Consider the following 25748-nt stretch of genomic DNA (forward strand, 5'->3'; position numbering starts at 1 on the left):
CGACATCAATGTCGGATGTGACTCAGTCATCGCGAGCAAGCTCGCTCCCACAGTGGATGGTGTTGACTTCGAAATCTGTGCCAGGCCCCACCTTTTGAAACTACCGTGACCGAGTCCTGACGATGAACACTGAATTCCGTAAACCGCTGCCCGGCAGCCATCTGGATTACTTCGACGTCCGTGCGGCTGTCGACGCCATTCAGCCCGGCGCCTACGACACCCTGCCATACACCTCCCGCGTGCTGGCGGAAAACCTGGTGCGTCGCTGCGACCCGGCCACGCTCACCGAATCCCTGAAGCAATTCATCGAGCGCAAACGCGACCTCGACTTCCCATGGTTCCCGGCCCGCGTGGTGTGCCACGACATTCTCGGCCAGACCGCGCTGGTCGACCTCGCCGGCCTGCGTGACGCCATCGCCCTGCAAGGTGGCGATCCGGCGCAAGTGAACCCGGTGGTGCCGACGCAATTGATCGTCGACCACTCCCTGGCCGTCGAGCGCGGTGGTTTCGATCCGGAGGCGTTCGAGAAGAACCGCGCCATCGAAGACCGTCGCAACGAAGACCGTTTCCACTTCATCAACTGGACCAAAAAGGCCTTCAAGAACGTTGATGTGATTCCGCCGGGCAACGGGATCATGCACCAGATCAACCTGGAGAAAATGTCTCCGGTGATCCAGGTGCGCGACGGCGTGGCGTTCCCCGACACTTGCGTCGGCACCGACAGCCACACCCCGCACGTTGATGCACTGGGCGTGATCGCCATCGGTGTCGGCGGTCTGGAAGCGGAAAGCGTAATGCTCGGCCGCGCGTCGTGGATGCGTCTGCCGGAAAGCGTCGGTGTTGAACTGACCGGCAAGCTGCAACCGGGCATCACCGCCACCGACATGGTGCTGGCGCTGACCGAGTTCCTGCGTCAGCAAAAAGTCGTTGGCGCGTGGCTGGAGTTCTTTGGTGAAGGCGCCTCCGCGCTGACCCTCGGCGACCGCGCGACCATTTCCAACATGGCCCCGGAATACGGCGCCACCGCAGCGATGTTCTACATCGACCAGCAGACCATCGACTACTTGAAACTCACCGGCCGTGAAGACGAGCAGGTGCAGCTTGTAGAGCAATATGCCAAGACCACAGGTCTGTGGGCTGACAGCTTGAAGAATGCGCAATACGAGCGCGGGTTGACCTTCAACCTGTCTTCGGTGGTGCGCAACATGGCCGGCCCGAGCAACCCGCACGCCCGCGTCGCCACTTCCGATCTCGCCGCCCAAGGCATCTCCGGCCAGTGGACCGAAGTGCCCGGCCAGATGCCGGACGGCGCAGTGATCATCGCCGCCATCACCAGTTGCACCAACACCAGCAACCCGCGCAACGTCATCGCCGCCGGCCTGCTGGCGCGCAATGCCAACAAGCTCGGCCTGACTCGCAAGCCATGGGTCAAATCGTCCCTGGCGCCGGGTTCGAAAACCGTGGCGCTGTACCTCGACGAGGCTGGCCTGACCAGCGAGCTGGAACAACTCGGTTTCGGCATCGTCGCCTTCGCTTGCACGACGTGCAACGGCATGTCCGGTGCGCTGGACCCGGTGATCCAGCAAGAGATCATCGACCGCGACCTGTACGCCACCGCTGTGCTGTCCGGCAACCGCAACTTCGACGGCCGGATCCACCCGTACGCCAAGAACGCCTTCCTTGCTTCGCCGCCATTGGTGGTGGCCTACGCCATCGCCGGCACCATCCGTTTCGACATCGAAAAAGATGTGCTGGGTGTGGTCGACGGTAAGGAAATTCGCCTGAAAGACATCTGGCCGAGCGACGAAGAAATCGACGCAGTGGTCAAGGCATCGGTCAAACCTGAGCAGTTCCGTCAGGTCTACATTCCGATGTTCGCCATCCACGAAGACACCGGTCCGAAAGTGACGCCGCTGTACGACTGGCGCGAGATGAGCACCTACATCCGCCGTCCGCCGTACTGGGAAGGCGCGCTGGCCGGTGCACGTCCGCTCAAGGGCATGCGCCCGCTGGCAGTGCTGCCGGACAACATCACCACCGATCACCTGTCGCCGTCGAACGCGATCATGCTCGACAGCGCTGCAGGTGAGTACCTGGCGAAAATGGGCTTGCCGGAAGAGGACTTCAACTCTTACGCGACCCACCGCGGTGATCACTTGACCGCGCAACGCGCCACCTTCGCCAACCCGAAACTGTTCAATGAAATGGTTCAGGAAAACGGCAAGGTCAAACAGGGTTCGCTGACTCGCGTCGAGCCGGAAGGCAAAGTGATGCGCATGTGGGAAGCCATCGAAACCTACATGGAACGCAAGCAGCCGCTGATCATCATCGCCGGCGCTGACTACGGTCAGGGTTCGTCCCGCGACTGGGCGGCGAAGGGCGTGCGTCTGGCCGGTGTGGAAGCGATTGCGGCCGAAGGTTTCGAGCGCATTCACCGCACTAACCTGGTGGGCATGGGCGTGTTGCCGCTGGAGTTCAAACCGGGCACCGATCGCAAGACATTGGGCATCGATGGCAGCGAAACCTACGACGTGATCGGCGAGCGCACCCCGCGTGCCGAGCTGACGCTGGTGATCAATCGCAAGAACGGCGAACGCGTCGAAGTGCCGGTGACCTGCCGCCTCGACACCGCCGAAGAAGTGTCGATCTATGAGGCGGGCGGCGTGCTGCAACGCTTCGCTCAGGACTTCCTTGAATCGGCAGTAGCCGTCTAAATCACGACGTGCGGACGCGGGATGTTGAGTCCCGTGTCTGCTTTGAAGGAGCACCATGGCTCACGCACCTCAAATCGCCCCTCAAATTAAAATCGCCGCCACCTACATGCGCGGCGGCACCAGCAAAGGCGTGTTTTTCAGCCTGAAAGATTTGCCCGAAGCGGCACAGGTCCCAGGCCCGGCGCGCGATGCCTTGTTGCTGCGCGTGATCGGCAGCCCCGACCCGTACGACAAGCAAATCGACGGCATGGGCGGCGCGACCTCCAGCACCAGCAAAACCGTGATCCTGTCGAAAAGCATCAAGGCCGATCACGATGTCGATTACCTGTTCGGTCAGGTGTCCATCGACAAGCCTTTCGTCGATTGGAGCGGCAATTGCGGCAACCTGTCGGCGGCGGTCGGTTCGTTCGCCATCAGCAATGGTTTGGTGGACGCCAGCCGCATCCCGCACAACGGCGTTGCCGTGGTTCGTGTGTGGCAGGCCAATATCGGCAAGACCATCATCGCTCACGTGCCGATCACCAATGGTGAAGTGCAGGAAACCGGTGATTTCGAACTCGACGGCGTGACCTTTCCAGCCGCTGAAGTGCAGGTCGAATTCATGGATCCGGCAGCGGAAGAAGAGGGTGGCGGTGGTTCGATGTTTCCTACCGGCAACTTGGTCGATGACCTCGAAGTACCTGGCGTCGGAACCTTCAAGGCGACCATGATCAATGCCGGTATTCCGACGATTTTCGTCAATGCCGAAGACATCGGTTACACCGGCACCGAGCTGCAAGGCGCGATCAACAGCGATCCGAAAGCGTTGCTGATGTTTGAAACCATTCGGGCTTACGGCGCATTGCGCATGGGCCTGATCAAGGATCTGGACGAAGCGGCCAAGCGTCAGCACACGCCTAAGGTTGCCTTTGTGGCCAAACCTGCGGACTACGTTGCTTCGAGTGGCAAAGCGATTGCGGCGGGCGATGTCGATCTGCTGGTGCGCGCGTTGTCCATGGGCAAATTGCACCACGCGATGATGGGCACGGCGGCGGTGGCGATTGGTACGGCAGCGGCGATTTCCGGCACCCTGGTGAACCTCGCGGCGGGCGGTATCGAACGCAGTGCTGTGCGTTTCGGGCATCCGTCCGGCACCTTGCGTGTGGGTGCTGAAGCCAGCCAGGTGAACGGTGAATGGACCGTGAAAAAAGCCATCATGAGTCGCAGTGCGCGGGTGTTGATGGAAGGCTACGTCCGCGTGCCGGGTGATTCCTTCTAACTGACACATACCTCTGTAGGAGCTGCCGAAGGCTGCGATCTTTTGATCTTGCCATTAAAAAGAAAAATCAAAAGATCGCAGCCTTCGGCAGCTCCTACAGTTGATTGCATTGCCAAAACAAGAAGGTTGTAACTAACCGAGATTGATCCCTGAACCGAGGTCCCATCAACGAACCACTTCAAGAGTGAATCGAACATGAGCACCAACGTCGACCAGAACAACCGCCCCGACTACGACGCGGTCCTGCAGGACATTGCCGACTACGTCCTCAACTTCAAGACCCAATCCGTCGAAGCCCTCGACACTGCCCGCAACTGCCTGATGGACACGTTGGGCTGTGGCCTGCTGGCCCTGCGCTTCCCCGAATGCACCAAACACCTCGGCCCCATGGTGGAAGGCACCGTCGTCCCGTTCGGCGCGCGCGTCCCCGGCACCAGCTATCGCCTCGACCCGGTCAAAGCGGCGTGGGACATCGGTTGCATCGTCCGCTGGCTCGACTACAACGACACTTGGCTCGCGGCCGAATGGGGCCATCCGTCCGATAACCTCGGCGGCATTCTCGCGGTGGCGGACCACTTGTCGCAAAAACGCCTCGCCAATGGCGATGCGCCGCTGACCGTTCGCGCTGTGCTCGAAGCGATGATCATGGCTCACGAAATCCAGGGCGTGATCGCGCTGGAAAACTCCTTCAATCGCGTAGGCCTGGATCACGTCATCCTGGTGAAAGTCGCCTCGACCGCTGTGACCGCCAAGCTGATGGGCGCCAATCGCGAGCAGTTGTTGTCCGCGTTGTCCCATGCGTTCGCCGACGGTCAGGCGCTGCGCACTTACCGTCATGCGCCGAATGCCGGATCGCGTAAATCCTGGGCGGCAGGCGATGCCACCAGCCGTGGCGTGCGGCTTGCGGACATCGCGATGCGTGGCGAAATGGGCATCCCCGGCGTACTGACCGCCAAACAATGGGGCTTCTACGACGTGCTGTTCAGCCACACCAACATCGACCTGGCGCTCAAACCCGAAGACAAACGCGCGTTCAGCTTCTCCCGGCCGTACGGCAGCTACGTGATGGAAAACGTGCTGTTCAAAATCAGCTTCCCCGCCGAATTCCATGCGCAAACGGCTTGCGAAGCGGCAGTGACGTTGCATCCACAAGTCAGAAATCGCCTGCACGAAATCGACAAAATCGTCATCACCACCCACGAATCGGCGATCCGCATCATCTCCAAGGTCGGCCCGCTGGCCAACGCTGCGGACCGCGACCATTGCATTCAGTACATGACTGCCGTGCCGCTGGCGTTCGGCAATCTGGTGGCCGAGCAGTACGAGGACGATTTCCACGCGGCGCATCCGATCATCGACGTGCTGCGCGAAAAAATGGTCATCGTCGAAGACCCGCGTTACACCCGCGAATACCTGGAGGCCGACAAACGCTCCATCGCCAATGCGATACAGGTGTTCTTCAAGGATGGCTCCAGCACCGAGAACGTGTTGGTGGAATACCCGATCGGCCATCGCCGTCGCCGCACCGACGGCATTCCGCTGCTGGAAGACAAGTTCAAGGCCAACCTGGCGACCCGCTTCACCGCCCAGCGCAGCGCCGAGATCTTTGCGTTGTGCAAGGATCAGGCAGCGCTTGAGGCGACACCGGTGAATCGGTTCGTGGATTTGTTTGTGATCTGACCGTCGCCTAGGGGTTTGCTTTTTTGCCGATGAGCCACTTTTCCACAGGCAATTTGGTGATCGCAAACCCCGTCAGCAAAATCGCCGAGTACATCATCAGTTCCTGGGACAAGGTTTGCCCCTCGTACCAGGCACCGATGATCACCGCGAACACCGGAAAAATGATGAACACAAACGACAAAATGATCGGGCTCAGCCGCTTGAGCAGCAGGAAGTAAACGATAAACCCGCCCACCGACGCCACCAGCCCCAGATAGAGCAGGGCGCTCCACGACCGCGCGGTGATGGCATCGAACACCGGTGCTTCGACATTCAATCCGGCGACAAACAGCATCAGCCCGGCGATGCCGATTGGCAGCGTGTTGTAGGTGATGACGCTGATCGCCGTGCCGTGTTTTTTCGTCACCACGTAGCACAGCGCATGCATCACCGCGGCGCAGAGAATCGCCAACACCCCGAACAATTCGGCATGGTCCAGATGCAGCCCTTGGCTGCGGATGATCATGAACAGGCTGCCGAAACCGATGGCGATTCCGAGCACTTGCGAGGGGTAGATTTTCTCCCGCAGAAACAGCGCGGAAAACAGCAGGATGAACACTGGCATGCAGCTGAACAGCAGTGCCGTCAGGCCGGACGAAACGTGCATCTCGCCGTAGTTGAGCAAGTAATACGGCAGGCTGAAATACGTCAACGTGACAAAGACAAAGAACCAGCGGCTTTCCCTGGGAAACAGCAGCGGCTCACGACGGATCAGGGCGAAGCCGAGAAATAACGGAAAAGCGATCAGGAACCGCAGGCCGGCAGCAGTCAGCGGCGGCACGCTTTCAACGGCAATCTTGATCCCGAGCCACGTGGTGCCCCAACTCAGACACACGATCAGAAACAACACGCTGGTGATCAGGGCTGCCAGCCAGGGTTTGGCAGTACGTGAAGGTGCGCTGATAGCAATGGACATGATCGGACTCCTTTTATCGTCGGAATTGACCTTCATCTGCAAAAGGTCTATCCCTGATTGAACCTGTTTCAAGCACGCTATTCGGGGCTGTAATGACTGTCAAAACAAGTATTGCCATGGTGTCAATCCTGCGCGACGGCCTGGCGAACGGTCTGGGGGTGAAATACAAACGCCTCGCCGACGGGATCGAAAAAGGCATCGCTGAAGGGCTGATCGAGCCCGGCTGCAAATTGCCGCCTCATCGGTTGCTGGCGGATAGCCTCGGCGTGACCATCGGCACCATCAGTCGCGCTTACGGTGAACTCGAACGTGTGGGATTGGTGGTCGCGCGCGTAGGAGACGGCACGTATGTGCGTCAGCGCGGGATGGAACGACCGCGGGACGGTGGCTTTCGCAATGTCAGTGATGAACCGCGGGCGTTTTTTGACATGAGCCGCAATCAACCGATTCCGGGGCAGGAAGCGCTTTTTTTGAGTCAGAGCCTGCAAGCGTTGTCCCTTGATCCTGAGGCCTTGCACCACCTCGGGGGCTACAGCGCCGAGGCTGGATTGCTACGCTACCGTGCGGCGGGCGCGCACTGGCTCAGGCATAAAGAGTTTGTCCCGAACGCCGAGCAGATCGTTTGCGTGAACGGCGGCCAGCACGGTCTGTTGTGTGCCTTGATGGGGTTGCTCAAGGCGGGCGATACGTTGGTGACGGAGCACCTGACCTACCCGGGGCTGATCAGCGTCGCACGCCAGCTAGGGATAAAACTCATCGGTGTCGGGATGGATGATGAAGGACTGATGCCCGATGCCCTGGAGGATGTTTGCCGCAACCATCGTGTGTCGGCGCTGTATTGCACGCCGACGATCCAGAATCCTACGGCTGCCGTGATGTCCGTCGCACGGAGGGAGGCGATCGCAGAGGTCTGTCGGCAGCACAATCTGTTGATCTTTGAAGACGAAGCCCACGCGGTGTTGGCTCAACAGCGACCGTTACCCTTGAGCCATTTCGCCCCGGAGCGTTCAGTGCTGATCGGCAGCCTGAGCAAGGCGGTTTCGGCGGGTTTGCGAGTCGGTTACCTGCACGCGCCGCAACCGTTGATCGGACGCTTGAGCGCAGCAGTGCGCGGGACGTGCTGGATGGCCAGCCCGTTGTCGCTGGAGGTGGCGAGCCTGTGGATAGAAAACGGCATTGCCGAGCAGTTGCTGGGCCAGCAGATTGCCGAGATCGGTCGGCGCAAGGCGTTGGTGAGTGGTGTGCTGGAGGGCTTGGCGTACAAAACCCATCCCCATAGCCCGCACTTCTGGATCGAAGTGCCCGAACCGTGGCGGGCCTCGCAGATTGCTGAGGAGCTTAAGGAAAATAATTATCTAGTGGCTACCGCCGAGATGTTTGCGGTCGGGCATGGGGCAGTGCCGCAGTTCATCAGGGCGAGTGTGTGTAATTCGGCGGGGGATGATCGGTTGTTGCTGCAAGGATTTGATGCGCTGGTGGGGGCATTAACAGAGTCCGTGTAATCGTTCTTCGCGAGCAAGCCCGCTCCCACAGTTGATCTTCAGTGAACACAAAGTTTGTGTATGACAGAGATCCACTGTGGGAGCGGGCTTGCTCGCGAAGGCGGCCGGGCAGGCGCTAAAGAACTACTTGAACCGCCGCTCGACCCCTTTCTCCACCAAAATCTTCGCCGAAATCTCTTCCACCGAAAAATGCGTGGAATTGATGTGCGGAATGTTCTCGCGGCGGAACAGATTCTCCACCTCGCGCACTTCGAATTCACACTGGGCGTAGCTCGAATAGCGGCTGTTGGGCTTGCGCTCGTTGCGAATCGCGGTGAGGCGGTCCGGGTCGATGGTCAGGCCGAACAGTTTGTGCTGGTGGGCACGCAGGGTGGCTGGCAGTTGCAGGCGTTCCATGTCGTCTTCGGTCAGCGGATAGTTGGCCGCGCGGATGCCGAATTGCATGGCCATGTACAGGCACGTCGGCGTCTTACCACAACGCGACACGCCCACTAGGATCAGGTCTGCCTTGTCGTAATAATGCGTGCGCGCACCGTCGTCGTTGTCGAGGGCGAAGTTCACTGCCTCGATCCGCTCCATGTAATTGGAGTTGCTGCCAATCGAGTGGGATTTGCCGACGGTGTAGGAAGAATGCTCGGTCAATTCCTGTTCAAGAGGCGCCAGAAAGGTCGAGAAAATGTCGATCATGAAACCATTGGACGTTGCGAGGATCTCACGGATGTCCTGATTGACAATGGTGTCGAAGATGATCGGCCGAAAACCATCGTTTTCAGCGGCTTTGTTGATTTGTTGTACCATGACCCGCGCTTTATCCGCGTTGTCGATGTACGGCTTCGTGAATTTGCTGAAGGTAATGTTTTCGAACTGCGCCAAGAGGCTTTGACCCAGGGTTTCGGCTGTGATGCCGGTACCATCGGAGATAAAGAAAGCAGATCGTTTCATTTGCACCTTGGGCCTTAAGCTAGTGACGAATCTTGGATATGATAGGCGCGATTTGCTGGCCGCCAGTGGCCCGCATTCTCACTTATTTTCCAGGTCCAGGCCATACAGCTGGCAAACGCTCCATAGAGCAGCCGGCTTCTGAGCTTTTCCAACACAGTTAGTGGAGAGATCACCTTGGTAGAGTACGTAGTTTCCCTCGATAAGCTCGGCGTCCATGATGTAGAGCACGTAGGGGGCAAGAACGCATCCCTGGGCGAGATGATCAGTAACCTTGCAGGTGCCGGTGTATCGGTGCCCGGTGGCTTCGCCACGACAGCTCAGGCTTATCGTGATTTTCTCGAGCTGAGCGGCCTGAACGATCAGATCCACGCCGCCCTCGACGCCCTGGACGTCGACGATGTCAATGCCCTGGCCAAGACCGGCGCCCAGATCCGTCAATGGATCATGGAAGCCGAATTCCCCGAGAAGCTCAACGCCGAGATCCGCACCGCGTTCGCCACGCTGTCGGCCGGCAACCCTGACATGGCCGTGGCCGTGCGCTCTTCCGCTACCGCCGAAGACCTGCCGGACGCTTCCTTCGCCGGTCAGCAGGAAACCTTCCTGAACATCCGTGGTGTCGAAAACGTTATTCGCGCCGCCAAAGAGGTGTTCGCTTCGCTGTTTAACGACCGCGCGATTTCCTACCGCGTCCACCAGGGCTTCGACCACAAGCTGGTTGCCCTGTCGGCTGGCGTGCAGCGCATGGTCCGCTCCGAAACCGGCACCGCCGGCGTGATGTTCACCCTCGATACCGAATCGGGCTTCCGTGACGTGGTGTTCATCACCGGCGCCTACGGCCTGGGTGAAACCGTCGTACAAGGCGCGGTGAACCCGGATGAGTTCTACGTCCACAAAGGCACGCTGGCAGCCGGACGTCCGGCCATCCTGCGTCGCAACCTGGGCAGCAAAGCCATCAAGATGATCTACGGCGAAGTCGCCACGGCCGGTAAATCGGTCAAGACCATCGACGTCGACAAGGCTGATCGCGCACGCTTCTGCCTGAGCGACGCCGAAGTCAGCGAACTGGCCAAGCAAGCGATGATCATCGAAAAGCACTACAAGTGCCCGATGGACATCGAATGGGCAAAAGACGGCGACGACGGCAAGCTCTACATCGTTCAGGCCCGTCCTGAAACCGTGAAGAGCCGTACCTCGGCCAACGTCATGGAACGCTACCTGTTGAAAGAAACCGGCACGGTGCTGGTTGAAGGTCGCGCCATCGGCCAGCGCATCGGCGCCGGCAAGGTCCGCATCATCAAGGACGTGTCCGAGATGGACAAGGTCCAGCCAGGCGACGTTCTGGTCTCCGACATGACCGACCCGGACTGGGAACCGGTCATGAAGCGCGCCAGCGCCATCGTCACCAACCGTGGCGGCCGTACCTGCCACGCGGCGATCATCGCTCGCGAGCTGGGCATCCCGGCCGTGGTCGGTTGCGGCAACGCCACCCAGCTGTTGAAAGACGGCCAGGGCGTGACCGTTTCCTGCGCTGAAGGCGACACCGGTTACATCTTCGAAGGCGAACTGGGCTTCGACATCAAGAAAAACTCCGTTGATGCCATGCCTGATCTGCCGTTCAAGATCATGATGAACGTCGGCAACCCGGACCGCGCCTTCGATTTCGCGCAACTGCCGAACGCCGGTGTAGGCCTGGCCCGTCTGGAGTTCATCATCAACCGCATGATCGGTGTTCACCCGAAAGCGCTGCTGAATTACGCCGGGCTGCCACAAGAAATAAAAGACAGCGTCGACAAGCGCATTGCCGGCTACGACGATCCGGTTGGCTTCTACGTTGAGAAGCTGGTTGAAGGCATCAGCACCCTGGCCGCTGCGTTCACCCCGAAAAAGGTCATCGTGCGTCTGTCGGACTTCAAGTCCAACGAATACGCGAACCTGATCGGCGGCAAACTCTACGAGCCGGAAGAAGAAAACCCGATGCTGGGCTTCCGTGGCGCTTCGCGTTACATCAGCGAATCGTTCCGTGACTGCTTCGAACTCGAGTGCCGCGCCCTCAAGCGCGTGCGCAACGAGATGGGCCTGACCAACGTCGAAATCATGGTGCCGTTCGTCCGTACACTGGGCGAAGCCAGCCAGGTCATCGACCTGTTGGCGGAGAACGGTCTGAAGCGCGGCGAAAACGGTCTGCGCATCATCATGATGTGCGAACTGCCGTCCAACGCGATCCTCGCCGAAGAATTCCTAGAGTTCTTCGACGGCTTCTCGATCGGTTCCAACGACCTGACCCAGCTGACCCTGGGCCTGGACCGTGACTCCGGGATCATCGCGCACCTGTTTGACGAGCGTAATCCGGCGGTCAAGAAGCTGCTGGCCAACGCGATTCAGGCCTGCAACAAGGCTGGCAAGTACATCGGCATTTGCGGTCAGGGTCCTTCGGACCACCCTGATCTGGCCAAATGGCTGATGGAGCAGGGCATCGAAAGCGTTTCGTTGAACCCCGATTCCGTACTGGAAACCTGGTTCTTCCTGGCTGAAGGTCAAGCTTCGGCTTGATGTGAATGAAGCCTCGGTCAAGTGGCCGAGGCTTTAAGAATCAAGTAGGGCGGGCTCCTCTGGAAGCCGCCCTTTTTTGTGCAAGAGCATTATGCAAAGCAGCAGCAACCTATTTCCTGTCGCTCTGATCAGCGCCGAGCGGCGCGGCGATCTGAGCGAAGACGTCTATCGTCTGAAACCCGGCAACAGCCCTGACGGCACCGTCGAACTGGCTGTGACGCGCCTGGGCATGGCGGATGGCTCAGACGCGCGTGGCGTTCCGGTTATTTTGCTTCACGGCAGCTTTTCCAATCGCCGGTTCTGGTTTTCCCCGAAGGGGCTTGGACTGGGCGCCTATCTGACGCGTCTGGGATTCGATGTATGGATTCCCGAAATGCGCGGCCACGGCCTGTCCCAGCGTAACCAGAACTACCGCAAGAACCGCGTTGCCGACTACGCCCGTTACGATTTGCCGGCCATTGGCGCGTTCGTGCGCGAGCAGAGCGGCCAGATCCCGCACTGGATCGGCCACTCGCTGGGCGGGATTACCCTGGCGGCGGCGCTGGGTGGTGAGTACATCGGCGAACCGGTAGTAGCTTCCGCGGCGTTTTTCGGCACGCAAATCAGTCGCACCTACTGGCCGTTGAAGATTCCGCCGGTGGAGTGGAGCGGGCGCTTCATTCTCAAACGCTTTGCCCAGTTGTCCGGTTCACGGCTCAAGCGCGGCCCGGAGGACGAGCCCATTGGCCTGGCCCTGGAAAGCATGCGCTGGCATGGCCTGTTCGGGCGCTTTGGCGATGCCGACAAGGATTGGTGGGCCGGGTTGGCCGACGTTCAGTTACCGGTATTGGCCGTGAGTGCCGCAGGTGACCATCAGGACCCGACCTGGGCTTGTCGCAAGCTGTTCGATCAGGTGGGTTCCGAGCATAAGCAATTCATCAGCCTGGGTCGCGAGCAGGGCTTTGGCGATAATTTCGGTCATGTGGAGATGCTCGTCAGCAAAGCCGCCCAGACTGAAGTCTGGCCGCTGGTGGCGCGTTGGTTGGCAGATCAGCAAACGCCATTGCTGGGTGAAAAACCGGATCTGGCCGCGGCGGTCTGAGCCTGATGCTCTAACAAGGGCATTTCGCTCTGTTCGGCTAGCGGCTAAGATATGACGCATTGAGCTGTTCTGGTCACGTTTCGACACCCTCGATTGTCTTCCTCTTTACAGGAGTTTCTCGATGAATCATTACCTCACGCCTGACCTGTGCGACGCCTATCCGGAGCTGGTGCAGGTGCTGGAACCGATGTTCAACAATTTCGGTGGCCGTGATTCTTTCGGCGGCGAAATCGTGACCATCAAATGCTTCGAAGACAACTCGCGAGTCAAGGAACAAGCCGAACTCAAGGGTAATGGCAAGGTGCTGGTGGTCGACGGTGGCGGTTCCCTGCGTCGTGCGCTGCTGGGCGACATGATCGCCGAGAAGGCCGCGAAAAACGGTTGGGAAGGGCTGGTAATCTACGGTTGCATTCGTGACGTCGACGTCATCGCGCAAACCGACCTGGGGGTTCAGGCCCTGGCCAGCCACCCGATGAAAACCGACAGACGCGGTGTTGGCGATCTCAACGTAGCCGTGACCTTTGCTGGCGTGACGTTCCATCCAGGCCATTACATCTACGCGGACAATAACGGCGTGATCATCTCGCCAAGCCCGCTGAAAATGCCTGAATAAAGCGCTACACCAACAAAGGGGTGAGGATGTTCGAGGAAGAAAACGCGCAGTGGGGGCTGGTGCATGCCCTGGTGCTGGACGGTAAAGGCGGTGCGCGTTCGATAGCCCGGACTGAACTCGATGCCTTGCAGCTGCAGGCCCATGAAAGCCTGTGGCTGCACTGGGATCGCAGTCACCCGCAAACCCAGACCTGGTTGCGAAAATTCAGCGGTCTGAGCGAATTCAGCTGTGATCTTTTACTTGAAGAAAACACCCGACCGCGTCTTTTACAGCTTTCGGACAGCGAACTGCTGCTATTTTTGCGTGGGGTCAACCTGAACCCGGGCGCCGAGCCGGAAGACATGGTCTCGGTGCGGATTTTTGCGTCGGCCCAGCGGGTTATTTCTCTGCGTTTGCGTCCGTTGCGCGCCACCGATGATTTGCTGGTGCAACTCGCCGAAGGCAAAGGACCGAAAACGGCGTCAGAACTCATCCTTTATATGGCGCAATACCTCACCAACAAGGTGCAGGATCTGGTCAGTTGCCTCTCGGAAGTGGTCGATGAGGAAGAAGAAAAGCTGGATGCCGACGAACGGTATACACCCGAGCACGGAGCCATTTTGCAGATCCGTCGCAGGGCCGCTGCGCTGAAACGTTTTCTTGCGCCGCAACGGGAAATATTCGGGCAGCTGACACGGATAAAACTGCCTTGGTTCGTCGAAGACGACGGTGATTACTGGAACGAATTGAACAACAGCCTGACTCGGTATCTCGAGGAGCTGGAATTGACCCGGGAGCGGGTGGGGTTGGTCCTCGAGGCCGAAGATAGACGTTTGAGCGTGCGCATGAACCGCACGATGTACCGTTTCGGAATCATCACCGGGATCTTTTTGCCGATGAGTTTTCTGACGGGTCTTTTAGGTATCAATGTCGGCGGGATTCCGTTCTCTGCAAGCCCCTATGGCTTCCTGATCGCGTGTCTGATTATGGTCTCGGTCGCGCTGGGGCAGTGGTGGTTATTCCGACGTTTGCGCTGGGTCTGAGGGTGAGTCATGTGACCCGAGCAAATTTGATCGCGTCTTTCACAGACATCACGAGAGGTGCGTATGCACGATCCGTTTGAACAGTCTTTGCGTGACATGCTCAAGGCATCACCGTCCACCCGGGACGACGATGCGTGCCTTGGGCGTGTACTGAAAACCGCCAACCGCCAGGTCGGCGCCGGTGATCTGTTCAGCCTGCTGGGCCGCTGGTTGCCCGCGCTGATGATTGCCTTGAATAACGGATCGGCCCATGTCGCTCCGGTTTCCCGTCACCGTAAACCTACCGTTCGCACTGCTGATAAGGCTGATTGAATATGGAACTTGATCTCTGGACTCAGAGCCTCGTCACTGCAATGACTGCGTTATGGACCAAGGTTGCAAATTTCATCCCGAACCTGTTCGGCGCACTGGTTGTGTTGCTGTTGGGTTTCGTCGTTGCGAAACTTTTGGACACTTTGTTGTCCAAGTTGCTCGCCAAGCTGGGGCTCGATCGCCTGATGGGCGGCACCGGTCTGACAAAATTGCTGTCCCGGGCCGGCCTTCAAGTGCCGATCTCTACCTTGATTGGCAAGATTGTCTATTGGTTCGTTCTGCTGATTTTTCTGGTTTCTGCCGCAGAATCCCTTGGACTTGAGCGAGTTTCGGCTACGCTCGATATGCTTGCGCTGTATTTGCCGAAAGTATTCGGCGCCGCGCTGGTGTTGCTGGTGGGTGTATTGCTCGCACAATTGGCCAATGGGCTGGTGCGGGGTGCGGCAGAGGGCGTAGGACTGGATTACGCTGCGGGCCTGGGGCGAATTGCCCAGGGCCTGGTGATTATCATCAGTATTTCGGTCGCAATCAGCCAGTTGGAGGTCAAGACTGACCTGCTCAACCACGTGATTGTGATTGTATTGATTACCGTTGGTCTGGCGGTTGCGCTGGCCATGGGGTTGGGAAGCCGGGAAATTGCCGGTCAGATTCTTGCGGGGATCTATGTGCGTGAGTTGTATCAGGTTGGGCAACAAGTACGTGTTGGCGAGGTCGAAGGCCAGATCGAAGAGATCGGCACGGTTAAGACCACATTGCTGACCGATGAGGGTGAGCTAGTCTCTCTCTCCAATCGGATCCTCCTGGAGCAGCATGTGAGTAGCCGCTAACCCGGCAAACCCTGCTAATGTATGCCGCCGCAAAATGCCCTGTAAGGGCTGCGGCGGACATTGACCTGACTGTCGGCCCGACTTGTTTTGAATAAAGCTCAATCGCTGTCCACGCGCTACGACCCCCGCGAGCTCTCTGATGAGGAGTTGGTCGCGCGCTCGCATACCGAGCTGTTTCACGTAACGCGCGCCTATGAAGAACTGATGCGGCGTTACCAGCGAACATTGTTTAACGTCTGTGCACGGTATCTTGGGAACGATCGTGACGCAGACGATGTCTGTCAGGAAGTGATGTTGAAGGTGCTGTATGGCCTGAAGAACTTCGAGGGCAAATCGAAGTTCAAGACATGGCTATATAGCATCACGTACAACGAGTGCATCACGCAGTATCGGAAAGAACGGCGAAAGCGTCGCTTGATGGATGCTTTGAGTCTGGACCCCCTCGAGGAAGCGTCTGAAGAAAAGGCGCCGAAACCTGAGGACAAGGGTGGACTTGATCGCTGGTTAGTGTATGTGAACCCGATTGACCGTGAAATTCTGGTGCTACGATTTGTCGCAGAGCTGGAATTTCAAGAGATCGCGGATATCATGCACATGGGTTTGAGTGCGACAAAAATGCGTTACAAACGTGCTCTAGATAAATTGCGTGAGAAATTTGCAGGCATTGCTGAAACTTAGTTCGGCGCAAATATCTCTTACGTGTAGGCAAGTTCTGATAGACTTGCCGCCGAGTTGTCCCCCGGTTTGCGGGACTGCTTCACAATCACCAGATGGGGATTTAACGGATGAAACTGAAAAACACCTTGGGCTTTGCCATTGGTTCTCTTATTGCCGCTACTTCGTTCGGCGCGCTGGCACAAGGCCAAGGCGCAGTTGAAATCGAAGGCTTCGCCAAGAAAGAACAGTACGACAGCGATCGTGACTTCAAAAACAACGGCAACCTGTTTGGCGCTTCCGTAGGCTACTTCATCACCGACGACGTTGAACTGCGTCTGGCTTACGACGAAGTGCACAACGTGCGTTCCGATGACGGTCGTAACGTTAAGGGCGCTGATACCGCTCTGGACGCTCTGTACCACTTCAACAACCCAGGCGACATGGTTCGTCCATACGTTTCTGCCGGTTTCTCGGACCAGAGCATTGGCCAGAACGGCGGTGGCGGTCGTAACCGTTCCACTTTCGCCAACGTTGGCGGCGGTGCCAAGCTGTACTTCACCGAGAACTTCTACGCCCGTGCTGGCGTTGAAGCTCAATACAACATCGACCAGGGCGACACCGAGTGGGCTCCAAGCGTCGGTATCGGTGTGAACTTCGGTGGCGGCTCCAAGCCTGCTGCTGCTCCAGTTCAAGCACCGGCTGAAGTCTGCTCCGACAGCGACAACGATGGCGTGTGCGACAACGTTGACAAGTGCCCGGACACCCCAGCCAACGTAACTGTTGACGCTGACGGCTGCCCAGCAGTTGCTGAAGTTGTTCGTGTTGAGCTGGACGTGAAATTCGACTTCAACAAGTCGGTAGTCAAGCCTAACAGCTACGGCGACATCAAAAACCTCGCTGACTTCATGAAGCAGTACCCATCGACCACTACTGTTGTTGAAGGTCACACTGACTCCGTCGGTCCTGACGCTTACAACCAGAAACTGTCCGAGCGTCGTGCAAACGCCGTTAAGCAAGTTCTGACCAACCAGTACGGTGTTCAGTCGTCCCGCGTTCAGTCTGTTGGCTACGGCGAGTCCCGCCCAGTTGCTGACAACGCCACTGACGCTGGCCGCGCTGTAAACCGTCGCGTAGAAGCGAAGGTTGAAGCTAACGCTAAGTAATTAGCGCGCAGCTCTGAAAAGCCCGGCTTAGGCCGGGCTTTTCTTTGTCTGCGATTTGATGAAGGCAGGGTTGAAGCGGGGGAGAGTCAGGCTGACTGATTGACCGCATTCGCGGGAAAATCAGATACCGACAGGGATACTTCTGCACGGGCCGCGACCGCGCCGATGACCAGGATGGCCGGACTCTTTAACTCAAAGGCGTAGGCATCTTCTTCCATCGCTGTCAGATCGCTCCGACATTCCCGTTGGTGTGGCAGGGAAGCGTTTTCGATCATTGCCACCGGTGTATCCGCCGCCATTCCTCCGGCGAGCAACTGCTCACGTATCTCGCTCAGTTTTGCGACACCCATATACACCACCAGCGTCGTGCCACCTTGGGCCAGGGCTTGCCAGTTCAGACTGCTGCCATCCTGAGTGTGGGCGGTGACTAGTGTCACGCCGCGAGCAACGCCCCGCAGGGTCAACGGAATATCGCATTGTGTTGCGCCGGCAAGCCCGGCAGTGATGCCGTTGACCAGTTCCACTTCGACCCCATGTTCACGCAGCCACTGCGCCTCTTCACCGCCCCGGCCAAAAATGCACGGATCACCGCCCTTGAGGCGCACCACGCATTTTCCTTGGCGGGCATAACGCAGCATCAGGCGATGAATGAATGCCTGAGGTGTGGAGCGACAGCCGCCGCGCTTGCCCACGGGAATGATCCGCGCCTGCGGGCAATGCTCCAGCACCGCGTCGTTGACCAAGTCATCGATCAGCACCACATCCGCTTCGCTCAACGCCCGCACGGCTTTGAGGGTCAACAATTCCGGATCGCCAGGACCCGCACCCACCAGCCAGACTTTTGCGCTCATAGTGTTTTCCTCACGAGGTGACGGCGACCGGCTGCGCAGTGGCGGCCAGCAAACGCTTGATTTCCGGGACGCAGGAGCCGCATTGCGTGCCGCAGCCCAATTCTTGTTTCAATCCCTGCAGATCCAGGCCGCGGCTAATGCCGGCGCAGACTGCGCTTTGGCTGACGTTTTTGCAGTTGCACAGGGTTTTGTTCCCGACGTTCGGCGTATTGGCGTTGCCCGGTGGGGCGCTCAGCGGTGCCAGCAGCCAGCGCCTCAGCTGTTCGTCAGCACGACCTTCCAGCCACAGGCTTTGCAGCCAGTGTTGGGCAAGGGTTTCACCGGCCAGGCGAATGGCAGTGATCCGGCCGTTCTCGATCCGCACGCGTTTACCGATGGAGCGCCGTGGGTCGTCGTAGGCCAAAACCGGGCCATCGTTAAGTCCCAGGCATTGATCGATATCACGCAGCAATTGCGGATCTGGCGCGACGGTGCTGGCAGCGCGTATCAGCAGCGCGGAGCGTTCGCGACCAGCCAGGCTGAGGCTAACGTAGGAAAACGCCTCACAGAGCGGTCGTAGCGTCTCAAAATGCTGTTGAACATCGCCCTCAATCAGGGCGAATAGCTGCCATGGGAGACTTACAGGTTCGAGGCGCACGCCGCTGTGTTTGAGTTCTGGCTGTTTCGACAACGGGTCGAAGGCGGGAAGAGTGAGGGTATTTACGCCACCCTTGAGGAAGCGGTCACCCCAATGCATTGGCAGAAAGGCCTGGCCGGGTCGTACGCTGTCGTCACCGCCGACGGCGACAATCACCGCGCCACGGCGACTTTTCAGGCTGACCAGGTCGCCCGATTGCAGCCGATGCCGACGCAGTTCATCCGGGTGCAAACTCAACACGGCTTCGCTGACGTGGCCGAATAGTTGCGCGGCGGTGCCGGTGCGGCTCATGCCGTGCCATTGATCCCGCAGGCGGCCGGTGATCAGGGTCAGCGGGAAGCGCGCGTCGCGTTGTTCCTTGGCGGCGCGGTACGGTTCGGCCACGAATTGCGCACGTCCGCTGGCCGTCGGGAATATTCCGTCCAGGTACAGCCGGGCGGTGCCTTCGCTGGCGCCAGTGGGGAAGGGCCATTGCTGCGGGCCGAGGCGGTCGATCAGTGCATGACTGATGCCGGACAAGTCCAGATCACGCCCGCGGGTCAATTGCTTGTACTCGTCGAAGACCTGCGCCGGGTTTTCAAAGGCAAACAGGCTGGTTTGATCGGGACGCAGATGTTTTTCCAGGCGCTGTGCGAAATCTACGGTGATCGCCCAGTCAGAGCGGGCTTCGCCTGGTGCGACGATGGCTCTACGAACGTGGGAAATGCGCCGTTCTGAGTTGGTCACCGTACCGTCCTTTTCGCCCCAACTGGCGGCGGGCAGCAACAGGTCAGCAAACGCGGCGGTTTCTGTGGTGCGGAACGCTTCCTGCAGCACCACGAACGGGCAGGCTTGCAGTGCCGCGCGCACGGCGGTTTGATCCGGCATTGATTGCGCAGGGTTGGTGCAGGCGATCCACAGTGCCTTGATTTTTCCGCTGCGCACCTGCTCAAACAACTCGATAGCGGTGAGCCCGGTGTTTGCAGGCAGTTGATCCACGCCCCAATACGCCGCCACTTCCGCGCGATGTTCGGCATTGGCGGCCTCACGATGGCCTGGCAGCAGGTTCGACAAGCTGCCGGTTTCGCGGCCACCCATGGCATTTGGCTGACCGGTCAGCGAGAAAGGTCCTGCGCCGGGGCGGCCGATTTGCCCGGTGGCCAGGTGCAGGTTGATCAGTGCGCTGTTTTTCGCGCTGCCGGCGGTGGACTGGTTCAAGCCCATGCACCACAGCGACAGGAAGCTCGGTGAAGTGCCAACCCATTCGGCGCATTGCTGCAGTTGCTCGACGCTGATCCCGCAGAGCTGCGAAACCATCTGCGGCGTGTAATCGCGCACCAGGTTCTTCAGTTCGGCCAAGCCTTCGGTGTGGGCCTTGATGAAGTCGCGGTCGACCCAGTCTTCCCACAGCAGCAGGTGCAAAATCCCATGGAACAAGGCGACATCGGTGCCCGGCAGAATGGCCAAATGCAGGTCAGCCAGATCGCAGGTGTCGGTACGACGCGGGTCGATGACGATGACTTTCATCTGCGGTCGGCGGGATTTCGCTTCCTCCAGGCGACGGAAAAGTATCGGGTGGGCGTAGGCCATGTTGCTGCCGACGATCATCACGCAGTCGCTCAATTCCAGGTCTTCGTAGCTGCACGGCGGTGCGTCGGCGCCCAGGCTGCGCTTGTAGCCGACCACTGCCGAAGACATGCACAGGCGCGAATTGCTGTCGATGTTGTTGGTGCCCACCAGCGCTCGCGCCAGTTTGTTGAAGGCGTAGTAATCCTCGGTCAGCAATTGCCCGGAAATGTAGAACGCCACGCTGTCCGGGCCGTGTTCGGCGAGGGTCTCGGCAAAAACGCTGGCGGCGTGATCGAGGGCGGTGTCCCAGTCGGTGCGGCTGCGGGCCAGGCCTTTGCCCAGGCGCAGTTCGGGATACAACGCTCGGGCCGCGAGGTCGCCGGTCAGGTGCAAGGTAGAGCCTTTACTGCACAGTTTGCCGAAGTTGGCCGGATGGGCCGGATCGCCGCTGACGCCGAGAATGCGCTCGCCGTCATGCTCGATCAGCACGCCGCAGCCGACCCCGCAATAGCAGCAGGTGGAAGCGGTGATCTGGTTCATCAGCTTGCTTCCCGCAGGGCCAGCAACACCCGGCCATTCTCGACCCGTGCTGAATGGTGGTGAGCGCAACCGATGTCCGGGGCCTGGGCTTCGCCGGTTTCCAGGTCGATCTGCCAGTTATGCAGCGGGCAGGCGACCCGTTTGCCATAGATCAAACCTTGGGACAGTGGCCCGCCCTTGTGCGGGCAGCGGTCATCGAGTGCGAAAACCTCATCGTCGCTGGTACGAAAAATCGCGATGTCGCCCTTCGGGCCGGCGATGATCCGCGAGCCCAGGGCATTGATTTCTTCCAGTGCGCAGATATCCAGCCAGTTCATGCCGACACCTCCAGGTTCTTCACTGCGATGACGTCGAATTCTTTCTTCAGCTGCGGTTGTTCCAGGCGTTCCTTCCACGGGTCCTGCTCGAACGACAAGGAGAATTGCAGGCGATCGTTGAGCGCCTTGCGCCGCTCCGGGTCTTCCAGCACGGCTTTCTTGATGTGTTCCATGCCGACCCGTTGCAGGTAATGCACGGTGCGTTCGAGGTAGAACGCTTCTTCGCGATAGAGCTGCAGGAACGCGCCGTTGTATTCGCGCACTTCGTCGGCGGTCTTGAGCTTGACGAAGAATTCCGCGACTTCGGTCTTGATCCCGCCGTTGCCGCCGATGTACATCTCCCAGCCCGAATCGACGCCGATAATTCCGACGTCCTTGATGCCCGCTTCCGAACAGTTACGTGGGCAACCGGAGACGGCCAGTTTCACTTTGTGCGGCGACCACATGTTGAACAGGTCGTGCTCAAGCTCGATGCCCAGTTGCGTGGAGTTCTGGGTACCGAAGCGGCAGAACTCACTGCCGACGCATGTCTTCACGGTGCGGATGGATTTGCCGTAGGCGTGGCCGGACGGCATGTCGAGATCCTTCCAGACGCCTGGCAGGTCCTGCTTCTTGATCCCCAGCAAATCGATACGCTGGCCTCCGGTCACCTTGACCATTGGCACGTTGTATTTGTCGGCCACGTCGGCAATGCGCCGCAGTTCCGAAGGATTGGTCACACCGCCCCACATCCGAGGGACTACAGAGTAGGTGCCGTCCTTCTGAATGTTGGCGTGGGCCCGTTCGTTGATCAGGCGCGATTGCGGATCGTCCTTGGCTTCGCCAGGCCAGGTGGAAATCAGGTAGTAGTTGAGCGCCGGGCGGCACGTGGCGCAGCCGTTTGGCGTGCGCCAGTTCAAATAGCTCAGGGTGCCGGCGATGGTCAGCAGATGCTGCTCGCGGATGGCCTGGCGGATTTGCCCGTGGTTCAGGTCGCTGCAACCGCAGATGGCTTTTTCGCTTTTCGGTTTTACGTCTGCTGCGCCGCCCACGGTGTTGATCAGGATCTGTTCCACCAGGCCAGCGCAAGAGCCGCAGGAGCTGGCAGCCTTGGTGTGTTTCTTGACGTCGTCGACGCTGAACAACCCGTGCTCCTGAATCGCCTTGACGATGGCGCCTTTGCACACGCCATTGCAGCCGCAGACTTCGGCGGTGTCGGCCATGCTCATGGCTTTGTCCTGGCCTTGATGTCCTACATCGCCTAGAGCGTTTTCGCCGAACATCAGGTGATCGCGGATCTCGTCGATGGCGTGGTTCTCACGGATCTGCCGGAAATACCAGCCACCGTCTGCCGTATCGCCGTACAGACAGGCCCCGACCAGCACGTCATCCTTGATCACCAGTTTTTTGTAGACCCCGCCGATAGGGTCGGAGAGGGTGATGGTTTCGGTGCCTTCGCCGCCCATGAAGTCGCCGGCGGAGAACAGGTCGATGCCGGTGACTTTCAATTTGGTCGACGTCACCGAGCCTTTGTAGGTGGCGAAGCCCAATTGAGCGAGGTGGTTGGCGCAGACCTTGGCCTGTTCGAACAGTGGCGCCACCAGGCCGTAAGCGATGCCGCGGTGACTGGCGCATTCGCCGATGGCGTAGATGCGTGGGTCGTAGGTTTGCAGGGTGTCGTTGACCAGAATCCCGCGGTTGCAGGGGATGCCGGATTTTTCCGCGAGTTCGGTGTTGGGGCGAATGCCGGCGGCCATCACCACCAGGTCGGCGGGGATGATGTCGCCATTCTTGAACTCAACCGAGCCGACCCGGCCATTGCCGGCACCGTGCAGGGCCTGGGTTTGCTCGCAAAGACGAAAGTACAGGCCGCGGGCTTCCAGGGCGGTTTGCAGCAACTGACCGCTGGTTTTGTCCAGTTGCCGTTCCAGCAGCCATTCACCGATGTGCACCACGGTGACGTGCATGCCGCGCAGCATCAGGCCGTTGGCGGCTTCCAGGCCGAGCAGGCCGCCACCGATCACCACGGCGTGCTTGTGGGTTTTTGCGGTGTCGATCATTGCCTGGGTGTCGGCGATGTCGCGGTAGCCGATCACGCCGTCCAAGGTGTTGCCGGGGATCGGCAGGATGAACGGCGTCGAGCCGGTGGCGATCAGCAGACGATCGTATTCGGCCTCGCTGCCGTCTTCGGCGATCACCCGGCGTTTGACCCGGTCGATCTCCACCACTTTGCGGTTGAGCAGCAGCTTGATGTTGTTGTCCAGGTACCAGTCCAGATCGTTCAGTACGATTTCTTCGAAGGTTTGTTCGCCGGCCAGCACCGGTGACAGCAGGATGCGGTTGTAGTTGGTATGGGGTTCGGCGCCGAAGACCGTGATGTCGTACAGCTCATTGCTCAGCTTGAGCAGTTCTTCCAGGGTGCGAACCCCGGCCATGCCGTTGCCGATCATCACCAGTTTTAGTTTTTTCATCAAGTTCTCCGGGGAGCTCGGACCCGCCTCATCAGGGCTTTCAGGTCTTGCTCGACAAAATTTGCGCAAACAAAAAAAGGCGTCCCGCTAGTTGCCTAGCGAGGACGCCTTTGTCCTGGTCCCGTTCTCTCGGGAAGCGCATCCTTCGTCGTTGAAGGCTGGGCTTTATGTAAGTTGAAAGATGTAATGCAGTGGTTGTGCCAAGTTCTTCATCGCCCCTTATTTGCTGGGTTTAGTCGCAGTCTCGCCATTTGATTCGGATGTTTTTGCACCGAATCAATGCACGTTGCCCGCAATTGGCGCGGTCTCTGTAGCAGCTGGCGAAGCCTGCGTTCGGCTGCGAAGCAGTCGTAAATGCGGTACTCGTGGTGTATCTGAAAAACCGAGTTGCCTGATTTCACGGCTGCTTCGCAGCCGAACGCAGGCTTCGCCAGCTGCTACAAGGGATCGGTGTTAGCCGTGAAATACTAAAAACAGCAGTACCAGATTCACCAACAACGACACCAGCGCCAAGGTCCGCCAGACCTTCAGCGGTTCGCGCTCCAGCAGCGGTCTGGGCCGCACGCTCAAACTGCGTCGCTCGCCCTGTTCCAACAGCAGCAACCATTCTTCCGCCGTTTCAAAGCGCTGACCCGGATCCGCCGCCACGGCGCGCTCCAGACTTTGCGCAATCCATTCCGGCAGGTCGGGTCGATAGCGACTGGCGCTGACAGAAACCCCGAACCGTGGGCGCTGGAAGGCTTCGATTTCGCCGTAGGGATAATGCCCGGTGAGCAGGAAATACAGGGTCACGCCGACGGCATACAAATCTTGTTGCGGTGTCGGTGCGTCCCCGCGAAAGGCTTCCGGTGCGATATAGCTGGGCGTTCCGGGCAGGGCAGAAGGCTGGTCTTCGGACAGGCCAGGGCAGTAGGCGAGACCGAAGTCCAGTAGGCGTAATTCGCCGTCGTCCCCCAGCAGCAGGTTCTCCGGTTTGATGTCGCGATGGAGAATCTGTCGTCGATGCAGTATGCCAACGGCCCGCAGCAGGCGTTCGGCCAGATCCAGCCATTGGGGCAGAGGCAGCGGTCCGACATCTGCGTGCAGTTCCGCCAAGGTAGATCCGGAATATTCCCGCATCACGTAGTACAAATGCTGACGCTGACTGGCGGCATGGACTTCAGGGAAGTGTCGCCCGGCCACGCGCTTGAGAAACCATTCTTCCGACAGCAACGCCTGCCCTGCGAGGTGATCGTCGCGCAGCGCACCGGGCAAGGTTTTCAGCAGCCAGGGTTGTTGTTGCCCATCGCGTACCCGATAGAGCAATGACTGCTGGCTCTGACCGAGTATCCCTTCGACCTGCCAACCCTCGAAAGTCTGGCCTGGTTTCAAGGCTGGCGGCAGTGGCCATTGCTGCAAATGAATCAACGCATCGCCGATGCTCGTTTCACCGAGGGCATCGACCCGCACCAGCAAGGCGCTGGCGTTGTCCTGGCTGCCGGCCAGATGCGCCGCACTGACCAAGGTCTGCGCAGCGCTGTTGAGATCCGGTTGATCGCGCAGAATTGCCGCAATCGCGGTGTCGCCCAGCACGGCCCAAATACCATCGCTGAGTAATACAAAACTTTCGTTCAGCCGCAGTTCGCCATCGAGAAAATCCAGCACCAAATGCTGATCGAGCCCCAGTGCTCGCTTGAGCACATGCTGCATGCCTGGTTGGTCCCAGACGTGATCCTCGCTGACCCGCTGCAAAGTGTCGGCGTGCCAGCGATAAACCCGGCAATCGCCGACATGGGCCAAGGTAAAACGCCTACCGCGCATGACCAAAGCACTGACAGTGGTGAGCAATGGTTGCCCACCGCCATTGGCCTGCAACCAGCGATTTTGTGCCAGCAGCAGGCGATCCAATGCCTGCGCGACGCCCCAGGTTTCCGGCGTGGCGTAGTAATCCAGCGCCAGAGCCTGCAACGTCGAGCGGGCGGCGAGACCACCGTCGGCGCACTGACTGACGCCATCGGCGATGGCGAACAGGTAACCCTTGCTCGCCGCCAGCGCCGGGGCCGGAGTCACCAGGCGCAGGGCGTCCTGATTCTCCTCGCGAGGGCCGATGGCGCTCGCTTCGGCAAAACTCAGTTGCAGGCTCATTGAGG

General features: G+C 59.2%; 19 protein-coding genes. 12 read left to right on the top strand and 7 right to left on the bottom strand.

Annotation, left to right across the window (positions count from 1 at the left end; genetic code table 11):
* Positions 1-122 precede the first annotated feature (122 nt).
* From acnD to prpD, 3 genes are all read left to right on the top strand, one after another.
* Positions 123-2714, top strand: coding sequence for a Fe/S-dependent 2-methylisocitrate dehydratase AcnD (gene acnD / locus AC3IUE_RS09620; protein WP_489266976.1), 2592 nt, complete (start codon positions 123-125; stop codon positions 2712-2714).
* A gap of 55 nt (positions 2715-2769) precedes the next feature.
* Positions 2770-3972 (top strand): 2-methylaconitate cis-trans isomerase PrpF, encoded by a 1203-nt coding sequence (prpF, locus tag AC3IUE_RS09625; RefSeq protein ID WP_489266978.1) that lies wholly within the window; start codon positions 2770-2772, stop codon positions 3970-3972.
* Between the two features lie 195 nt (positions 3973-4167).
* Entirely contained in the window at positions 4168-5652 is a 1485-nt protein-coding gene (prpD, locus tag AC3IUE_RS09630) for a 2-methylcitrate dehydratase (protein ID WP_489266980.1), read from the top strand.
* A gap of 7 nt (positions 5653-5659) precedes the next feature.
* Here the strand turns inward: prpD and AC3IUE_RS09635 are convergent, their stop codons facing one another.
* Positions 5660-6562 (bottom strand): DMT family transporter, encoded by a 903-nt coding sequence (locus AC3IUE_RS09635; protein WP_489268779.1) that lies wholly within the window; start codon positions 6560-6562, stop codon positions 5660-5662.
* Positions 6563-6699: 137 nt separating this feature from the next.
* On the opposite strand from AC3IUE_RS09635, the gene AC3IUE_RS09640 reads away from it, so the two are divergent.
* Positions 6700-8109: an aminotransferase-like domain-containing protein gene (locus AC3IUE_RS09640; protein ID WP_489266982.1), complete on the top strand. Its 1410-nt coding sequence runs from the start codon at positions 6700-6702 to the stop codon at positions 8107-8109.
* Between the two features lie 123 nt (positions 8110-8232).
* On the opposite strand, the gene ppsR is transcribed toward AC3IUE_RS09640, so the two are convergent.
* Positions 8233-9051, bottom strand: coding sequence for a posphoenolpyruvate synthetase regulatory kinase/phosphorylase PpsR (gene ppsR, locus AC3IUE_RS09645; protein WP_123369280.1), 819 nt, complete (start codon positions 9049-9051; stop codon positions 8233-8235).
* 174 nt (positions 9052-9225) lie between these two features.
* Between ppsR and ppsA the strand changes: the two genes are divergently transcribed.
* The 8 genes from ppsA (at position 9226) to AC3IUE_RS09685 (ending at position 17276) form a co-directional block, all read left to right on the top strand.
* On the top strand, positions 9226-11601 hold the full coding sequence (gene ppsA, locus AC3IUE_RS09650) for a phosphoenolpyruvate synthase (protein WP_489266984.1): 2376 nt from the start codon (positions 9226-9228) through the stop codon (positions 11599-11601).
* 91 nt (positions 11602-11692) lie between these two features.
* On the top strand, positions 11693-12682 hold the full coding sequence (locus tag AC3IUE_RS09655; protein ID WP_489266986.1) for an alpha/beta fold hydrolase: 990 nt from the start codon (positions 11693-11695) through the stop codon (positions 12680-12682).
* A gap of 121 nt (positions 12683-12803) precedes the next feature.
* A complete protein-coding gene (rraA, locus tag AC3IUE_RS09660) occupies positions 12804-13295 on the top strand; it encodes a ribonuclease E activity regulator RraA (RefSeq protein WP_056744215.1) in 492 nt (163 codons plus the stop codon).
* A 26-nt stretch (positions 13296-13321) separates the two neighbouring features.
* A complete protein-coding gene (locus AC3IUE_RS09665; protein ID WP_489266988.1) occupies positions 13322-14317 on the top strand; it encodes a zinc transporter ZntB in 996 nt (331 codons plus the stop codon).
* A gap of 63 nt (positions 14318-14380) precedes the next feature.
* Complete coding sequence (locus AC3IUE_RS09670) at positions 14381-14629, top strand: hypothetical protein (protein WP_008146303.1); 249 nt, start codon at positions 14381-14383, stop codon at positions 14627-14629.
* 2 nt (positions 14630-14631) lie between these two features.
* Entirely contained in the window at positions 14632-15456 is an 825-nt protein-coding gene (locus tag AC3IUE_RS09675; protein ID WP_008027407.1) for a mechanosensitive ion channel family protein, read from the top strand.
* Positions 15457-15543: 87 nt separating this feature from the next.
* Positions 15544-16134 carry an RNA polymerase sigma factor SigX gene (gene sigX / locus AC3IUE_RS09680; RefSeq protein WP_008146300.1) on the top strand — a complete coding sequence of 197 codons (591 nt, stop codon included), beginning with the start codon at positions 15544-15546 and terminating at the stop codon, positions 16132-16134.
* A 107-nt stretch (positions 16135-16241) separates the two neighbouring features.
* Complete coding sequence (locus AC3IUE_RS09685; RefSeq protein ID WP_056744219.1) at positions 16242-17276, top strand: OmpA family protein; 1035 nt, start codon at positions 16242-16244, stop codon at positions 17274-17276.
* Positions 17277-17362: 86 nt separating this feature from the next.
* On the opposite strand, the gene cobA is transcribed toward AC3IUE_RS09685, so the two are convergent.
* From cobA to AC3IUE_RS09710, 5 genes are all read right to left on the bottom strand, one after another.
* Positions 17363-18127, bottom strand: coding sequence for a uroporphyrinogen-III C-methyltransferase (gene cobA / locus AC3IUE_RS09690; protein ID WP_489266991.1), 765 nt, complete (start codon positions 18125-18127; stop codon positions 17363-17365).
* A gap of 10 nt (positions 18128-18137) precedes the next feature.
* A complete protein-coding gene (locus AC3IUE_RS09695; protein ID WP_489266993.1) occupies positions 18138-20852 on the bottom strand; it encodes a nitrate reductase in 2715 nt (904 codons plus the stop codon).
* The gene (nirD, locus tag AC3IUE_RS09700) at positions 20852-21169 is read right to left on the bottom strand and encodes a nitrite reductase small subunit NirD (RefSeq protein ID WP_008146292.1); all 318 of its coding nucleotides are present in this window, start codon (positions 21167-21169) and stop codon (positions 20852-20854) included. Before nirD ends, AC3IUE_RS09695 begins: the two co-directional genes overlap by 1 nt.
* Positions 21166-23619: a nitrite reductase large subunit NirB gene (nirB, locus tag AC3IUE_RS09705; RefSeq protein ID WP_489266995.1), complete on the bottom strand. Its 2454-nt coding sequence runs from the start codon at positions 23617-23619 to the stop codon at positions 21166-21168. Before nirB ends, nirD begins: the two co-directional genes overlap by 4 nt.
* A 453-nt stretch (positions 23620-24072) precedes the next feature.
* On the bottom strand, positions 24073-25743 hold the full coding sequence (locus tag AC3IUE_RS09710; RefSeq protein ID WP_489266997.1) for a bifunctional protein-serine/threonine kinase/phosphatase: 1671 nt from the start codon (positions 25741-25743) through the stop codon (positions 24073-24075).
* Between the last annotated feature and the right edge of the window lie 5 nt (positions 25744-25748).

Source organism: Pseudomonas sp. GL_093 (assembly GCF_057837605.1).

Coding starts and splice junctions, on each gene's coding strand:
- acnD (WP_489266976.1), top strand. CDS start 123: ATGAACACTGAATTCCGTAAACCGCTGCCCGGCAGCCATCTGGATTAC.
- prpF (WP_489266978.1), top strand. CDS start 2,770: ATGGCTCACGCACCTCAAATCGCCCCTCAAATTAAAATCGCCGCCACC.
- prpD (WP_489266980.1), top strand. CDS start 4,168: ATGAGCACCAACGTCGACCAGAACAACCGCCCCGACTACGACGCGGTC.
- AC3IUE_RS09640 (WP_489266982.1), top strand. CDS start 6,700: ATGACTGTCAAAACAAGTATTGCCATGGTGTCAATCCTGCGCGACGGC.
- ppsR (WP_123369280.1), bottom strand. CDS start 9,051: ATGAAACGATCTGCTTTCTTTATCTCCGATGGTACCGGCATCACAGCC.
- AC3IUE_RS09655 (WP_489266986.1), top strand. CDS start 11,693: ATGCAAAGCAGCAGCAACCTATTTCCTGTCGCTCTGATCAGCGCCGAG.
- rraA (WP_056744215.1), top strand. CDS start 12,804: ATGAATCATTACCTCACGCCTGACCTGTGCGACGCCTATCCGGAGCTG.
- AC3IUE_RS09665 (WP_489266988.1), top strand. CDS start 13,322: ATGTTCGAGGAAGAAAACGCGCAGTGGGGGCTGGTGCATGCCCTGGTG.
- AC3IUE_RS09670 (WP_008146303.1), top strand. CDS start 14,381: ATGCACGATCCGTTTGAACAGTCTTTGCGTGACATGCTCAAGGCATCA.
- AC3IUE_RS09675 (WP_008027407.1), top strand. CDS start 14,632: ATGGAACTTGATCTCTGGACTCAGAGCCTCGTCACTGCAATGACTGCG.
- AC3IUE_RS09685 (WP_056744219.1), top strand. CDS start 16,242: ATGAAACTGAAAAACACCTTGGGCTTTGCCATTGGTTCTCTTATTGCC.
- cobA (WP_489266991.1), bottom strand. CDS start 18,127: ATGAGCGCAAAAGTCTGGCTGGTGGGTGCGGGTCCTGGCGATCCGGAA.
- AC3IUE_RS09695 (WP_489266993.1), bottom strand. CDS start 20,852: ATGAACCAGATCACCGCTTCCACCTGCTGCTATTGCGGGGTCGGCTGC.
- nirD (WP_008146292.1), bottom strand. CDS start 21,169: ATGAACTGGCTGGATATCTGCGCACTGGAAGAAATCAATGCCCTGGGC.
- nirB (WP_489266995.1), bottom strand. CDS start 23,619: ATGAAAAAACTAAAACTGGTGATGATCGGCAACGGCATGGCCGGGGTT.
- AC3IUE_RS09710 (WP_489266997.1), bottom strand. CDS start 25,743: ATGAGCCTGCAACTGAGTTTTGCCGAAGCGAGCGCCATCGGCCCTCGC.